The 16505-nt window shown below is 65.3% G+C and carries 9 protein-coding genes; 7 read left to right on the top strand and 2 right to left on the bottom strand.

All coding sequences use genetic code 11. The features are described from left to right. Positions 1–12: 12 nt before the first annotated feature. A complete protein-coding gene (locus VTA80_RS22965) occupies positions 13–582 on the bottom strand; it encodes a hypothetical protein (RefSeq protein ID WP_407343377.1) in 570 nt (189 codons plus the stop codon). 474 nt (positions 583–1056) lie between these two features. On the opposite strand from VTA80_RS22965, the gene VTA80_RS22960 reads away from it, so the two are divergent. The 6 genes from VTA80_RS22960 (at position 1057) to VTA80_RS22935 (ending at position 11611) form a co-directional block, all read left to right on the top strand. Continuing rightward, entirely contained in the window at positions 1057–3702 is a 2646-nt protein-coding gene (locus VTA80_RS22960) for a hypothetical protein (protein ID WP_407343376.1), read from the top strand. Positions 3703–3704: 2 nt separating this feature from the next. Then, entirely contained in the window at positions 3705–5219 is a 1515-nt protein-coding gene (locus VTA80_RS22955) for a hypothetical protein (protein WP_407345843.1), read from the top strand. Between the two features lie 105 nt (positions 5220–5324). Continuing rightward, positions 5325–5744 carry a hypothetical protein gene (locus VTA80_RS22950; RefSeq protein ID WP_407343375.1) on the top strand — a complete coding sequence of 140 codons (420 nt, stop codon included), beginning with the start codon at positions 5325–5327 and terminating at the stop codon, positions 5742–5744. Positions 5745–5843: 99 nt separating this feature from the next. Continuing rightward, entirely contained in the window at positions 5844–7211 is a 1368-nt protein-coding gene (locus VTA80_RS22945) for an ISL3 family transposase (protein WP_407341623.1), read from the top strand. A 99-nt stretch (positions 7212–7310) separates the two neighbouring features. Further along, on the top strand, positions 7311–8972 hold the full coding sequence (locus tag VTA80_RS22940) for a site-specific DNA-methyltransferase (RefSeq protein ID WP_407345842.1): 1662 nt from the start codon (positions 7311–7313) through the stop codon (positions 8970–8972). Then, complete coding sequence (locus VTA80_RS22935) at positions 8969–11611, top strand: DEAD/DEAH box helicase (RefSeq protein ID WP_407343374.1); 2643 nt, start codon at positions 8969–8971, stop codon at positions 11609–11611. The genes VTA80_RS22940 and VTA80_RS22935 overlap by 4 nt, the downstream gene beginning before the upstream one ends. 30 nt (positions 11612–11641) lie before the next feature. On the opposite strand, the gene VTA80_RS22930 is transcribed toward VTA80_RS22935, so the two are convergent. Continuing rightward, positions 11642–14557 (bottom strand): ATP-dependent helicase, encoded by a 2916-nt coding sequence (locus VTA80_RS22930; protein ID WP_407343373.1) that lies wholly within the window; start codon positions 14555–14557, stop codon positions 11642–11644. A gap of 401 nt (positions 14558–14958) precedes the next feature. Here VTA80_RS22930 and VTA80_RS22925 point away from each other — a divergent pair, with 401 nt between their 5' ends. Next, positions 14959–16353, top strand: a complete 1395-nt coding sequence (locus VTA80_RS22925) for an IS1380 family transposase (RefSeq protein WP_407343372.1) — start codon at positions 14959–14961, stop codon at positions 16351–16353. Positions 16354–16505 lie beyond the last annotated feature (152 nt).

The raw sequence follows: 16505 nt of genomic DNA, 5'->3' as shown, positions 1-16505 counted from the left end.
TTCGTAGCTCCCCTACTCGATTTCGAATACCTTCATGACCTCGTCGCCGTAGTCGTTGATGACTTTGACAGCGACCTTGCCTGTCGAAGGCCGTTCGAATGGACGGGACTTAGTGTCGTGAAGCGTAGCCCAGGAGTCGGCGTCGATCTCTGCCTTCAGTGCGGTCTTGAGGCGTTTGAACGGGTCGTTGCCGCCGGTGAAGTAGCAGTGCCGAACGAAGAACGACTCGTCGTTGTAGTTGGTATCTATCATCCACAGCGCGATCTTGCTCGTGTCGTCGCTGCGCACCTCGCCGGTGGTGGGGTCGTAGATGTCGACTCCAAGTAGCTCGACGGTGTACTGCCCACCTTGCTCCTTGAGCACGATGTCAGGCTCTCCGAATACCGTGAACAGGTTGCCGGCACCGGTCTTCTTTAGGGCCGCACCCATGAGCAGGTCGACGTTCATCCGCACGAGGAGTGCCTTGATTCGTCCGAGGGAGCGTTCGCCCGCGACGTCGAAGCCATCGCGCGAAGCTTCGACCGTGAGGGAATCGTCCGGGGTCACGCCGATCGTCCGCGGGTCGAATGCGAAGCCCAGCACGCACAACTAGTCGACGCCGGCATCGATCGCTTCGCGAGCTGCCGACTTGATGAACCGTGGGTCCACGGTTCCGTACTGCGGTCCGACGGCGATTGCCACTCTGATCGCAGTGGCGTCGGCCGACTGCCTGATCGACAACGTCCCCGTGAAGGTTCCGGAGGACCGGGTCGGAGAGTTCTACGAGAGGTCCCTCGGATCTTCGAATCGGCTCTTACCTCCAATGGAGTATTCAGCGCCTCACGGCGCACGTGGATCGAGCCTGAGACCGACTCTCACCTATCCGTGCAGCAGACCTGGTCGGCCCACGGGTATGGTCGGGACAGGATGATGCACGTCAGAGCCGCTCACGTGGCGGTCTTCGGGAAAGCGAGTGGCGTGCCTCTTAAGGCCGTAGGCGGCGGGTCCAGCGCGGTCGCGTCATCGGCGCACGCCGCCTGCTCGCGATTTCGCGGCACAGACCCGCTCATCACCGGAATGACCCGCCGCCACCTAGCCGAAGCGGTCGGCTTCCGGGACAACGCCGGTGGCATTCCGCAGGCTCGATGGATGCGCGCGATGACATTTGAGCGCCTGGTGCGGCACGAGAACTTCGCGAGCCGTGTCGCCACCCGCACGGTCGGAGACCTCGGCCTGAAGCGCCCCGACGAAGTCGTCACCGTCGACGCCCATGTCAACGTCGATGTGACGGCTCGCCTCCTTGTCGAAGCGCACACTCGCGCCACCGCAAGTAACCACGTCACGCTCGTATACCAGCTCGCGGTTCCGTTCGTCGGCTTCGAGAACACCCGCGCCACCGATGTGAAGCCTGACTTTGCCGTCGTCGCCCCCAAGTCGGACTCACGCGGCTCCTGGCTGATCATGGGCGACGCCAAAGACTACGAGCGCGTTCGCTCCCGCATCGAGGACTCGCGGATGCTCAAGGGCTTCCTCCAGGTCGCGGTTGGTGCCGCGTCCGCTCGCTCCTGGTCAAAGCTCGCCGAAGGTATGGACGTACACAATTACGGCGTCCTGGCGGTCCCCCGGAACTCGTTCCTGCAGCCCGAACCGGTAGTCGAGAATCTTCATGACTACCAGGAAGAAGTCCTGCTCCAGATCGAGGAACGCCGCCGCGAAGCCGAGGCGACGTCGTATGAGCCTGCCGCCGATCCGATCAAGCGCTTGGTCGCCCACCTGGAAGCCAGGTTCGATCCGGCCGCCTGTGCCACCTGCACCCTCTTCTCGTACTGCCGGGCCGAGTTGCGCCGTTCCACCAACCCCGCCGACTTGCTCATCGAGTTGGGTCTAAGCCGTGACCTGCGCCGCCAGGCGATCGGCCTGGTCGATGGCATCACCAAACTAGGCCGCGTTCCCGCCTCCGTCGCAGCGAATATCGCAGCGACGCTGGACGGCGTCGCCAAACCTACGGGTCAGCGTCGCGTCGACCAGGCCGGCGTCCCCGGCACTGTGAACGTCGTCCTCGCCAAGTCCGACGCCGCGGCACTCGGAGTCCACGGGATCGGAATCCAGCGGGTATCTGACGACGGCCGGGGCCCGTGGGAGTTCCACGTGTACGAGGATCCGCAGTCCCCTGAGACCCGACGCGACATCATGCGCCGAGTCGGACGTGCCGTCAACGCCGCGATGCGTGATCGTCGCCACGCCCTTGCGGGGGTCCAGGCGCCTGACGCCGTCCACCTCGTCGTCCCCGACTCGACAACTGCAGACGTACTGGCGTCAATCGCCGACAACCTCGCCGGCATCGAGATCAGCCGCCTGGCGTGGCAGCGCGACAAGGCGATGGGTCGTCCGGCACTGACTTTCGACGGCGAGCCTGCGACCATCCCACTGAGGATCAGCGAGACCGAGCGCACGGCTATCGCGCTGCTCCTCGAAGACGACCGAGCCCGCGCCTTTTCGCTGCGCGACCCTGTGACCGACGTGCGCACCGTTCTGGCACGGCACATCGTGGCAGGTGGTCCTACGAGCAGCGCGGGCCGTCTCGACTACCTCGTCGGCTGGGCGGAGGCCGATCCCGGAACCCCGCTGAACCACCGCGAGTTCGCCGACGCCATCGAGCAGAACGAGCACACGTCGGGTGCTCGACTCGCGAACCAGAAGTCCGACGAGCTCCACCAGGCCCTCGTCGGCGAGCGCGGCCGAGCGCCCGGCGGTGGCGCCTCTGACCCGGTGACGTACCAGGCCGTGGCGGCGGCGGAACTCGAGTACAAGGCAGGCATCCTCAACCGCGCTCTCGATGCCCTTGACGCGCTGCCGGACTCGAAGCTTCGCCCTGCATCCCGCGCGATCGAGTCCGACGCTCAGGTGGTCTGGCGGCGCCGGCTGGAGCTGCACGCCTCCGACCTGGTGCGCTTCGGGCGCACCTACCGGCACTGGCGTAACGGCCTGGTTCCGATGATCGAGAGTGACAAGACGACGGCGATTCACCTGCTCGCTTTGTCGAACCCTCATGCAGCACACGACCTCGCTACCGACGCGGGCAACCGGTTCGTCGCGTTCGCGGCGGTAGTGTCTCTCGAACCTCTGATCATCGACGTCGACTCCCGTCGCATCACCGACGGGTACCGCATTGTTCTGCTCACGCTCAACGACCAGACACTCGTCGATGCACCCACGACCATCGTCGACACAGCCCCGAAGGGTGCATTCAAGATTGATGGCCTCGCGATCGGACCCCTGCAGCGCACCGGCGTCGACGAGACGGCGCCCATAACTCACATGAACTGGACGCCTCAGGTCCGCCCGCCGCTGCGTGTCGGCGACGCGCTCGTGATCGCCGACTTTGCTTGGTTCTCGAAGCTGAAGGGCAACCGATACCTCAGCGTCGACAAGCCCAAGCCCGACCAAACCTGGGCCCCCAAGGTCGACTGTGATCAGAACTCGTACGAGGAAGCGCCAGCCAGCCACCAGTGGTGCTGCCGATCGCACGAGAGCCGCGAGGCCGAGTGGTCTGACAAGCTTGCAGCACGCCGTGCACGCGGCGAGCTCAACCCCCAGACGTGGCCTCCGGTCCGCGACGGCGACGGTTTCGAGGTTTCTCCCGCGGGCGCAGCCACCGGCAACCCGTATGAGGGCGTGCAGTCGGTAGCACCTAGCGACCAGACGATCGACGACCTAGAGTGAGCATGGACCAGGCCGACTCCGGTCCCTTCGACCCTCCCGTCCGGTTCGAGACGAGCGGCGCCCACCACGAGCGGGCCGCTGCCCTCAACGCACGCGTCGCCGACGAGGCCTCGAACGAGCTGCACGACATTCTCTCCGGCGTCTCGCCCATGGAGCGGATCCTCCTCAAGGCCGCCGCAGGCGCGGGCAAGTCGTACGCGATCAAGCGCCTCGTCGCCGAGGCCGCCGCACATCCGAACTGCGCCCGCGTCGCGATCACGGCGTTCAAGAACCGGCAGGTGTGGCCGCTTGCCGTCGCGCTCGGCAAGTCGCTCGGCAAGGAGTCCGTTTGCCTGCTCGCGAGCAAGGACGCCTGGGCGGACGTCCCCGACGACGCCCACGAGCACGCCACCGTGGTGACGACAACAAGCCAAATCCCGGCACTCGCGACGGTGGTGCTCGCGACCGTCTCCCGTCTCTCGTACGAGCGCACCCGATTCCGCGACCACCTCGGCGCTGGCGCCAACGGCACCGCGCCCTTCGACGTCCTGTTCGTTGACGAAGCTTGGGAGATCGCGCACCACCTTTTCGACCAGGTGACCTGGCTCGCGCCGACGTGGGTCGGCGTCGGAGACGTCGGCCAGCTCCCCCCACTCGAGATAGGCGAGAACCCTTGGCGGGGCGACCCGGGATACAACCCCTACCGCGCTTGGCCGACCGACTACGACGACGACGCGCGCACCTGGATCCGAGAGCTGCCGTCTGTGTGGCGTCCTGCCGCCGGGCACCTAGGGCTTTGGCGCGCTTTCTACCCTGAGTGGAGCTCCCTCGACTGTGTCACCGCACCAGGCGACCGGCGCATCGACCTCGGAACTATGGAGGGACCGGCCGCCGAAATCTGGCGCCAGGTCGGCACCGGTGTGCCTACCCTCCTCGAGATCGACGGCCTGCCGGAACCCGAGGCAGCCGACGTCGATCTCCCCCTCACCCTGTTCGTCGAGGAACTCCTCGACGAGTTCTTCGCATCGTCACCAGCCCTCGTCGAGGCCCTTTACGACGAAGTCATCCCGGGGCGCGCGGTAGGAACTTGGACCGAGAAGCGCCCGGGCGGTGACCACACCGACCCCCTAATCGCGATCCTCGCGACCCGCAACCAATCCGTCGACGACGCTGAAGACACCGTCGGACGCCTCCGCGAGAAGTACGACCTAACGGAGCATGACCTTGTCGCCTCGACGGTCGACAAATGGCAGGGTCAGACCAACGGCATCACGATCGCGATCCACCCTCTCAACGGCGCGGCTGAACTCGACTCGTTCAACTCGGCATTCGGACGGCTGGCCGTCGCATGTACGCGAGCCACTCACGGCCTGCTCATGGTCGCCCGTGCCGGCCTCGATGAACTTCTCGGCGAGGCGCCCGCGCGACCGGGAACACCGTTTGGCGAACCGGGCAGCCGACAGCTTCCCCGTCAGACCCACCAGCGCATCCTCGCGACGTTCGCCCGAGGCCGCATCGATGTGTCTGACGAGGGCTGAGCGACTCACCCGGTGGGTGAGCCTGTCGAACAGTCATGTACAAGATCCCGCTGCGAGACTCATCCCAGCGGCCCCGCAACACAACAAGGGAGTTCCGTGTCCCGCTTGAATGACCTGCTGCGACGCCTCGAGTCTAACGACCCTGACTTAGCGAGGGACCTGCGCCGCGAGGCTGATGCTCTTGTCGATCGTCGTTCGTTTGGCCTCAACTTCGAGCGTCACGTCCCAGAGGCGGTCGAATTGCCTGGCCGTCCTGTGCGCAAGGGCGACAAGGTGCGAATCCTGCCCACGCGAGGCTCCAAGCCCAGTGCTCGCGACCAGCGCCTCTGGCGCGTGCTGGCCTTCGTTAGGGCCAACGACGGCGCACGGACCGCGTCCCTTGAACTACTCCATGGCAGCGAAGTCATGGCTGCTCCTATGGAAGACCTCGTGGTCGTCGCCGAGTTTAGAGACCCCATCTATCCCGGTCTCATTTCGACCGGCAAGGTCGAGCGCGGCGGCGACAAACCGGCTCTACGAAGTTAACCGGGCAACGGTGGGGTGGGTCGTGGACGTAGTGGGCCCGTGACCTCGGTGATCATGGCTGTATCGAGCAGGACATGGTCATAGAGCGAGGTCACGGGCTTGGTTCAGGGTACGCATGTGCAGGGGGTCCCTCCGGTCGTGGTTTCGGGGGTGTCGCGGTTGTTGGACCTGGAGGGGTTGGCGGTCCGGGAGATCACGGCGGACGGGTGCGGTGGTCGGGTCGTGCACGTGGTCACGGCGGACCTGGCGGCGTCGGCGTGCCCGTCGTGCGGGGAGTTCTCCACCGCACTCAAGGGCCATGTGACCACGAGGCCGCGGGACATCCCGTATGGGACCAGGCCGCTGCGCCTGGTGTGGCACAAGCAGCGGTGGCGGTGCGTGGACCAGCGGTGCGCGCGGGGCTCGTTCACCGAACAGGTCCCCGCCGCGCGGCCCGGGGCGCGCCTGACGCGGCGGTTGCGGGCCGAGCTCGCCGACGCGGTCGCAGTCCAGCACCGGTGCGTGGCCGAGGCCGCGGAGTTCTACAAGGTGGGGTGGTCCACGGTCCACGACGCGTTCGTCGCCCGCGTCGACCCGGTCCTGGCGAAGCCCCTGCCCCTCGTGCGGGTACTGGGCATCGACGAGACCCGACGTGGCAGACCGGTCTGGGCCCACGACCCCGACACCGGCCGGTGGGTGCTGGCCTGCGACCGGTGGCATACCGGGTTCGTGGACGCGGACGGCACCGGCGGGCTCCTCGCGCAGGTCGAGGGCCGCTCAGCAGCCTGCGTGTCGGGGTGGTTGCTCGCTCAGCCGGCGTCGTGGCGGGCCGCGATCACGCACGTGACCATCGACTTGTCCGCGTCGTTCGCCAAGGGTGCCCGCGACGGCCTGCCGGGCGCCATCCAGGTCGCCGACAGGTATCACCTGGTCCAGCTCGCCAACGACACCACGACCGCGGTCCGTCAACGCACCGTGCGGGAGGCCACCGGGCGTCGGGGCCGCAAGATCGACCCGGCCTGGCAGGTCCGGCGCCAGCTGCTCACCGCACACGAGCGGCTGCGTCCGGCGAAGTTCGCCACGATGTGGAACGCGCTGCTCGACACCGGCGAGGCGGGCGTGGAGATCCTGGGCGCCTACATCGTCAAGGAGGACCTTCGTGCGTTGCTCGCTCTGGCCGGGACCCATCCCGAGCGGGCCGTGATCTGTCGGCGGCTGACCACGTTCTACGAGCACGCCGCCGCGTCGAGCGCACCCGAGGTCCACCGACTCGCCGCGACCGTCGACCGGTGGTGGCCGGCCGTGCTGGCGGGCCTCGAGACGGGGTACTCGAATTCACGGTCGGAGGGCTACAACCGCCTGGCCAAACACGTGGGAAGAGACGCTTTCGGGTTCAGAAACCCGGTCAACCAACGCCGCCGCATACGCTGGGCATGCACCCGTCAGCACCGACGGGCGGCAGCCGTGAAAACCCCGCTGCCCGGCTAACTTCGAAGAGCCGACAAACCGTTCCACACGGTTGTCAATGCCGAAAACTTCCACGCTCTCCAGACGCTCCTTTTTACCCACCGCGGCAAGGTCGACTGCATCTATATCGACCCGCCCTACAATACCGGCGCCAAGGACTGGAAATACAACAACGACTACGTCGAAGGTGATGACCTCTACCGCCATTCAAAGTGGCTTGCCTTCATGGAACGACGACTTCTCGTCGCAAGAGGCTTGCTCGATCCGGCGGACTCAGTTCTAATAGTCACGATCGACGAAAAAGAGTATCTCCGTCTCGGACTATTGCTCGAGCAGACATTTCCAGATGCCCAAATTCAAATGGTCTCAAGTGTCGTAAATCGCGCAGGTTCACAACGATCGGGGCGGTTTTCTCGCGTTGACGAGTATATCTTCTACGTGCTGCTCGGCGGGAGCCAAATAGAACCCTGGATCTTCACGATGTTGGACGAGGCCTCGTCGAGCGTCCGTGCGGCAGGCGTGATGCCGACTGCGTGGTTTACGGCAGTCAGACGCGGTACGCCGTCAGCTCTTCGAGGCGCGCGTCCCAATCTGTTCTATCCCGTATATCTGGATGCACATTCGGGTAGTTTCGCAGGTGTCGGTGACCCGATCGGTAGGGCTGTGGACCGCAGGACGGTCCGAATTCCCGACGGGATAATTGCGATGTGGCCGGTCCACAGCGACGGCACCGAGCAGACTTGGCGATTCGCTGCCGAGCGGATGCGCGAGTACTTTGAATCTGGAACCGCGCGCCTTGGCAAGCGCGATCCACTGACTGGTGAGCGCTCCCTGACGTATCTTCAACCCGGCACCCTGGCAAATATTGCAAACGGAACGTTCGTGGTAACGGGGCGGTCGCAAGAAGGCTCGCTTGAGCTTGCCATGGCCGAGGGTGCCGCCAAGTCGGTAGCTCCGCGAACGGTGTGGAGCCAAACGAGCCACTTCGCGCGCGACCATGGATCGACGCTGCTCAAGACGATCCTCGGCGAGAAGAGGTTTGACTTTCCCAAGTCTCTCTTCGCCGTCGAAGATGCGCTGCGTTTCGTAGTTGCTGGAAAACCCGAAGCCGTGGTGGTGGACTTCTTCGCCGGCTCTGGGACGACCGCTCACGCGGTAGCGCGCCTAAACAAGCAAGACGGCGGTCGGCGAGTCTCGATCTCGGTGACAAATAACGAAGTTTCCGCAGAGGAGCAAGTTGCCCTCAGCGCGAGGGGGTTGCGCCCAGGTGACCCCGCCTGGGAGGCGTGGGGCATCCACGACTACGTCACGAAGCCGCGCATCGAGGCCGCGTTCACTGGCAGAACTCCTAACGACCAGCCGATAAAGGGCGACTACAAGTTCACCGACGTTTTTCCAATGGCCGACGGTTTCGATGAAAACGTCGAGTTCTTTACGATGACGTACGAATCTCCACTCAGAGTTTCGTCGAATCGGGAGTTCGCAAGAATTGCGCCCTTGCTTTGGATGAGGGCAGGTTCGTGCGGGCGCCGGATCGACGAAATTTCCAAAGGATGGGACGTCGCCGATTCCTATGGCGTGATCGCCGATTTGGACCAGGTCGACGGATTCTTCGCCGCGATGCGATTGAATGAGGCGGCGACGATGGCGTTCGTTGTCACGGACGAGGACCGATTGTTCGAGGCGGTCGTCAGGGAACTGCCCTTGGGCGTCGAGCCCGTGCGACTGTACGAGGCGTACCTTCGCAACTTTGAGATCGAGACTGGCAGGAGCGCGCTTTGAAGTTCACGCTGAAGGACTACCAGGAGGAGGCGGTCGCCGAGGTGCTGTCGACGCTTGAGAGCGCAAAAACAGTCTGGGAACGAGACGGTAAGGTGTCCTCGCTTGCTCTGACCGCGCCCACCGGTGCAGGCAAGACCGTAATGGCGGCGGCGGCGATTGAGGCTTTGTTCTTTGGTTCCGAGAAGTTCGGCTTTGATGCCGACCCCGGTGCCGTCGTTATCTGGTTCTCGGACGATCCGAACCTCAACGATCAGACGCGGACCCGCCTCATGGACGCGTCGGAGAAGTTCACTTCATCAGACCTTGTAACGATCCAGCCACCGTTCTCGCGGCCAAAGCTTGACCCGGGCAAGGTGTACTTCCTTAACACGGGCAAGCTGACCAAGAACTCGCTGCTGACCCGCGGACACGTTGACGACGCAGACAGCCAGCTCGATCTCGTTGCGACCCCGGATATGCAGGGCTACACCATTTGGGAAACGATCGCGAATACGGTTCAGGATGGAGAGCGCACCCTTTACCTCGTGCTCGACGAGGCGCACCGCGGATTCAATCAGGCGGTGACGCGCGACAAACCGACGATCGTGCGCAGACTCGTCCAGGGCCACGCCGGCTATCCCGCTATCCCGGTCGTGTGGGGCATATCGGCGACGATTGAGCGCTTCGAGTCCGCGATGAAGGAAGCCGACGAGTCCAAGACGCGTCTCCGTTTCCAGCCGGTCTGCGTCGACCCGGGTCTAGTCCAGGAGTCGGGCCTTGTCAAGGACGTCGTCAGCCTTAAGATCCCGAACGAGGCAGGCAACTTCGACACGACCCTCGTGAAACTCGGTGCCCAGGAGCTCGTCGACTCGACTAAACGCTGGTCCGATTACTCGCGTGCGCAGAGCCTCACTAAGATCGTCGTCCCGCTGCTCGTCCTGCAGACCCCGAACACGCCCGATCCGGATGAGATCGGTCGTGCCCTCGACGCGGTCGCTGAGGTGTACCCCGACCTCTACGGCCACAATGTCGCGCACGTGTTCGGTGACCACTCAACCCAGCGGTTTGGCGCGTGGGAGGTCGACTGGATCGAGCCGCAGCGCGTGCAGGATGAGTCGAAGATCCGTGTACTTCTCGCCAAGGACGCGATATCCACCGGTTGGGACTGCCCCCGCGCGGAGGTGATGGTGTCGTTCCGGCCCGCTCGCGAGAACACGCACATCACACAGCTGCTGGGTCGCATGGTGCGCAACCCGCTCGCACGTCGTGTCCCCGGCGACGAGCGCCTCAACGCAGTTGAGTGCATCCTCCCGTTCTTCGACCGGACCACGGCTGTACAGGTCGTTCGGTACCTGACCGGTCACCTCGAGGAAATGCCCGGCTCAGACACCAGGAAGGTCCTCCTCGATGGCCGAACCCTGCTGCCGAACCCAAATATCCCGGAGGCGGTCTGGGACGTGTGGGATGCCCTGCCCACGCAGACGATCCCAAAGCGTGGAGCGCGCCCCGTGAAGAGGCTTGTTTCCCTCGCGCACGAGCTCGCGGCTGACAATGTCCGCCCCGGCGCGCTCGCCCAGGCCGAAGCCGAGATGCACGCCGTCCTGGACGGGTACGCAGTCCGTTACCGAGACCTCTTCGACTCCGAGGTGTCCGAGGTTTTGCGCGTTGACGTGCAGGAGATCCGGGGGCGGGCGGGATCGGCCAAGCTCTCATACCGCGACTTCTCGGTTCGGGCAGACGACCGAGCGATCCGCTCCGCCTTCGAGGGCGCGAAGAAGGCGTTCGGCGCCGACATCGCCCAGTCCTACGTCAACCACCTCGCTGATGCGGACGACAACGACGCGGACGACGACGGACTTCGAGATGCCTTCGTCAAGGCCGCGGCGCTTGCCACCATCAAGGAAATACGCGAGAAGGTCGACCAGGAGGCGAATGAGCGTGTCTCGAAGTGGTTTGCCGAACATCGCGTCGCGATCAAGTCGCTCCCGGACATACGCCAGGCGCTCTACGAGGAGATTAGAGCGCTAGCCATCGACCCACAGCTCGGGAGCCTCGGGCGACCACGCTCACGAATGGAGGACTACGCCGAGATCGACGAGCACGGGCAGCAGTCGATTTCCCCGGTCGAGCGCCTACACCTCATGTCGGACGAGAACGGGGAGTTCCCACTTTCGTCCCTCAACAATTGGGAGCGACGCGTCGTCGCGTCGGAGCTCGCGCGCCCCGGCGCCGTCGGCTGGTACCACAACCCGCCTCGTGGCGCAACGGACTCTTTGGCGATTGCCTACCGGAACGCGCAAGGCAACTGGGCGTCCATGTACCCGGACTTCGTGTTCTTTCACGAGGTCAACGGAGTCGTGAAGGCGTCGATCGTCGACCCACACAGCCATCACCTCGACGATGCGACGATCAAGCTCAAGGCGTTGGCCGACTTCGCCGAGACGTTCGGTGAAGCGTTCCACCGCATTGAGGCGCTGTCCTCGATTCCGGATGCGCCACGCTCGATGCACGTGCTCGACATGACCCTTCCAGAGGTCCGCAACGCGGTCCGCAACGGGTCGAAGCCAGCCATTGAGATGTACCGATCCGATCTGGCGATCGTCTTCGACGAGGCGGGGAAGCATACGCACGGGCGCAAACGCGAGGGTGACGCCTTCTAGGGCCGAGCTGCTGGTGCGGTAGTCACGGGGCTACGGCACTACCGCGGCGTTGCACACCTTCCGCACATCGCACGCCCGGCATTTGGCTCGCTCCGGCCGCGGCTCGAACTTGCGCCGGCGCAGGTCCTCAACCGTCGCGACTACATGCGCTTCCGCCGTCGCCACGGTCCCGGGATCGACGGCTACGTCATGTCGCTGCGTCGTTCCCATGTCGTGGATGAACGCCGCAGCGACATCGAGGCCCTCGCGGCGGCCGGCGTCGGTGTAGATCTGCAGTTGCAGCGGCTCGATCTTGCCGCCCGTCGACGTCTTGTAGTCGACGATGGCGAGCTTGCCGATCTGGCCGTCGTGTTCGTCGTAGATGACGTCCGCACGCCCGGACACGACTGCGCCGTCGAGATAGAGCTCGAAGGACCGCTCCGTCGCCCACGTGCGCAACAGGTCACCGGGGTGATCTGCGACGTACCGCTCGACGAGCCTGCGTGCCTTCTCCCGCATCTCCTTGTGCCCGGGCTTGTTGGCGTACGGCAGGAAGAACTCCGCGTTCAGCAGCGCGTCGATCTGCAACGCCGTCGGCGAAACGCCCGTCGCCTTGGTGCGTTCGGCGAGAACACGCATCGTGTGGTGCACGGCGTTTCCGTAGCCGAGCTCAGCCTGGATGGTCGGCATGAAGCCCAGCTCGTTCTTGAGCAGGTAGCTGCGCGGACACGTCTCGAAAGCGGCGAGATCGCTGTAGCTGATCACCAGTTCGGAGTCCGTGCCGGCGCCCTTGCTCAAGATCGACGTCGGAATGGCGTCCCGTGTGAACTCCTTGACGAGGTAGTCGAAGTACCGCGATGCTCCGCGATTCTTGTTGCCACCGATCTTGGAGTAGCCCGAAAGCAGCACGGCCTCACGTGCCCGTGTGATGGCGACGTAGAAGAGCCGGCGCTCGTCGGCGTCGGTCCCCTCGTAGCGGGTCCGGTCGAAGCGGCCGATCAACGAAGACGGCCAGTCCTGCTTCGTCCCGTTCCTGCTCGACGGGAACCGGGTGGTGACCAGCGACGGCAGGAATACGACGGGCCACTCGAGGCCCTTCGACCCGTGAACCGTGCCGAGCGCAACGCCGTCCTGGATTAGGTCTTCCTCGCCAGCGAAGTCGTCGTAACTACCGACCGCGTAGTTGGCAAGCAGGATCGCGAAGTTCTTGTAGAACCACTCTCCACCGCTTCGTGCGGCGACCTGTTCTCCGGGCGCGTTCGGGTCGCGTCGCGACCGCCATCCGATCCCCTCGTAGTCGGCGAGGACATTGGTGAACCGAGCGATCGTGCCAAGTCTATTGCGTACGAGGTCGTCCGAAAGGTCCCAGGTGTTGACGCCGAGGACCGCCATCAGGTCGTAGAAGTCCCCGACGAGGCTCTCGTTGAATGTGCTCGCGAGAGCCTTCGCCTTCCAAGCCGGCAGGTGCAGGGCGAGACGCGAGCGGCGCTCGGTAGTCAGTTCGAAGACTCGCGTGTAGTCCGCGAGGAGGCGTTCGACCGTGACCGTCTCACGGTTGTATGAGTACTGCTGGGGCGACCAGTCGACGCCACTGATCCAGGCGTACGTCGCCGCGAACACCTCCGGCTCTGGTTGCGCAAACAGGCCGGTGCGTCCGCCCGGCTGCACGGGGATCCGCAGCGACGAGAGCGCCACCAGGATGGCCGGATAGGCCGCCTTACCGCGCACCAGGATCGCAATGTCCCTGTACGCGAGACCCTGCCCGTGGAACGTGAGGATCTGCTGCGCGAGCGCCGTCGCCTCATCGTGCTCGGTGCCAGGGTCGCGGGCGAACGCGACCGCGGGCCCCTCCGCTGGACGGAAGGGGCGCATCTCCTTGTCGATCCGACCTGGGATGGTCTTCGCGAAGGTATTTGCAAGTTCAACGACGTCGGGCCGCGAGCGCCGGTTGGTTAGGAGCTTGAACTGCGTCACATCCGGGTAGCGCTGATCGAATGTCACGATGTTCTCGACCGCGGAGCCGCGCCATTGGTAGATCGCCTGGTCGTCGTCGCCGACCACGACGACGTCGGCGGTGCCGTTGGGCTTGGCGAGCAGTTCGATCAGGCGCTCCTGGGCGGGGTTGACGTCCTGGTACTCGTCCACGACCAGGTGCCGCAACGGTGCGGTGACCGTCGCGTGAATCTCCGGGTTCTCGAGCGCCGCGACGGCATGGACGATCTGTGTGCCGAACGACATGAACTGGTGCCGGTCGAGCATCGCGTAGTACTCGGTGGCCGCATGCTTGAACTCGTCGTCGGGCAGGCTTTCAAGCGGAATGAGCTCGTTCTCGATCACGTCGATGCCACGCTGAAACATGGCGATGGTGCGGAACGTGCCTTGGTCTGGCGCGACGTGCCTGACCCCGAGCAGGTAGTTGTCGCGGTAAACGAGGTTCGTGAGCTGGTTGGCATCGAGCGGCGTATAGGTCTCGTACCGAGGCACGTACGTCTGGAGCATCCGGAAGCAGTACGCGTGGATCGTCCCGACGAACAGCCGACCGAGCTGGTCGCTCGCATCCGGGCCTTGCAGCGCGGTGACGCGCTCGCGGATGCGCTCCTTGAGTTCGCTCGCGGCCTTCTCGATGAAGGTGAAAGCGACGATCGACTCGGGCGGCTCCCCGCCGGACAATAGGGACGCGACCCGCTGGGCGACAACTTCGGTCTTGCCAGACCCCGCCGCAGCGATGATCTGTATGTGGCCGCCGCGGTGCGCTACGGCGGCTGCGGCGTCGCCATCGAGCTTTGGAATTTCGGAGACGGCTGGCGCGGGGAGCCTTCTGGTCTGGGTGGTATGCGCCGGCAACAACGGTAACGGCGACGTGGATTCTGTTTGCGGCGGATGCGGCGGTGAAGGCGTCGCGAGGATACGGGGCGGAGGCCGTTTGGCCACTGTGCCCGCGGTTCGCGGTGGCACGGCCGATTTCACGACGAAAGGTGCTGGCGGTCGAGGCTTCGTCGTGCTGGACGACGGTACCCATTTGAACTTCAACTCTCCGGCCTCCGAACCTGTTGAGCGCAGCCTACGCACAGCGCGCGGACGGGGCGCACAGCAGTCGTAGTCGCAAGTGATATCTGGGATACCCAGACTCTTCATCGGCGCCGCGTCGCGCCGGAACCTCGATTTGCGCCCCGGCTCACGTTCCTCTAGGTGCATCGGCTCGCCGGGCACCGGGCTTTATGGGTGGACCTTGAAGAGTCACATTTAACCTGGATTCACCGATTGGGGTTTGTCGGTGATGGGCGTGGTGACGTGAGAATGCCCTTCCGACCTGGGAAAATAGGACTTGCGTAGGGTCCTGTTCACCGGTCAAGAAGGGCATCCTGCAGATGCAACTCTTCCACACCGCGCCCGTGGCGTCAGCGGTCTTCGACGAACCGAATCTCGTGTCGGCGGCGGGTCTGGTCCCGCTGATGGCCCTGGCCCGGCGGGCCGGTCTGGCCGAGCTCGCCGAGTCGTGGTTGAGCGTGCCGACGGACAAGGGCGCCAACGCCGGGGTCAAGGTCGCCTCGCTGGTGGCGGGTATGGCCGCGGGCGCGGACAGCATCGACGACATGGCCGTGCTGCGCCACGGTGGCACGGCCCGGGTGCTGGGCGCAGCGCCGGCGCCCAGCACGTTGGGGTCGTTCCTGCGGGCGATGACATTCGGTCACGTGCGTCAGCTCGACGCGGTCGCGTCCCGGTTCCTGGTGGCACTGGCCGACGACACGAAGCTCCTCGGCCCACCGGGGGCCCGCAGCACGGTGATGGTCGACCTGGACGACACCATCGTCGAGGTCCATGGGCACGCCAAGCAGGGCGCCGCGTTCGGGTACTCCGGGGTCCGCGGACTCAACGCGATCCTGGCCACCGTCTCCACCGACACCGTCGCCCCGGTCGTTCTCGCTCAACGGCTGCGCAAGGGCAACGCCGGGTCCTCGCGCGGGGTGACCCGACTGGTCCGCGACGCCCTGGCCACCACCCGTCGCACCCACCTGGCCGGGCGAGATGTGCTCGTGCGCGCCGACTCCGCGTTTTACTCCCGGGCCCTGGTCGGCGCCGCGCTCACCGCCGGCGCCCAGGTGTCGGTGACCGTGCGAATGGACCCCGTGGTCAAACGGGCCATCGCCGCGATCAGCGAGAACGCGTGGACCACGATCCGCTACCCGCAGGCGATCTACGACGAGACCACCGGGGCGTGGGTGTCCAAGGCGCAGGTCGCCGAGACCCCGTTCACGGCGTTTTCCTCCAAGAAGCCTGCCGAGCAGGTTCGAGGGCGTCTGGTGGTGCGGCGCATCCCGGACGTGAACGCCCGCGCCGGGTCCGGTCAGGCCACGCTGTTCGACACGTGGCGGTTCCACGCGTTCTTCACCACCACCGACCTGGACACCGTGTCCGCCGACCAGACCCATCGCCGTCACGCCGTCATCGAGAACGTCCACGCCGACCTGAAGAGCTCCGCCCTGGCGCACCTGCCCTCAGGGGTCTTCACGGCGAACGCAGCCTGGTTGGTCTGCGCGGTCATGGCCTTCAACCTCACCAGGGCTGCAGCCACCACCGCGAGCCCGGGTTTGGCCAGAGCGACCACCGCGACGATCCGCCGCAAGCTCATCGCCGTCCCGGCCCGCCTGGCCACCACCGCGCGCCGGGTCCATCTGCACCTACCCGCGCACTGGCCCTGGGCCGAAGCCTGGACCGACCTGTTCCACCACGCCTGCGGACCACCCGCACCCGCGGCGACCTGACCAACCGCCCTCACCGGCACGACACCAACCCGCAGTGGAACCCCCGGGCAGCGAGGCCCGGCAGGCAATCACGCCCAACAGCGAACCTCAGCCCACAACCCCGAATCCAGCCTCGAGCCCCAGGTCATCGGTGGATCGAGGTTTAAGAGTCA

Source organism: Pengzhenrongella phosphoraccumulans (assembly GCF_045689905.1).
Classification (GTDB): domain Bacteria; phylum Actinomycetota; class Actinomycetes; order Actinomycetales; family Cellulomonadaceae; genus Pengzhenrongella; species Pengzhenrongella phosphoraccumulans.
The sequence above is the reverse complement of the archived record's forward strand: the minus strand, read 5'-3'. Positions and strand labels throughout refer to the sequence as shown.

Coding starts and splice junctions, on each gene's coding strand:
- VTA80_RS22960 (WP_407343376.1), top strand. CDS start 1,057: ATGACCCGCCGCCACCTAGCCGAAGCGGTCGGCTTCCGGGACAACGCC.
- VTA80_RS22955 (WP_407345843.1), top strand. CDS start 3,705: ATGGACCAGGCCGACTCCGGTCCCTTCGACCCTCCCGTCCGGTTCGAG.
- VTA80_RS22925 (WP_407343372.1), top strand. CDS start 14,959: ATGCAACTCTTCCACACCGCGCCCGTGGCGTCAGCGGTCTTCGACGAA.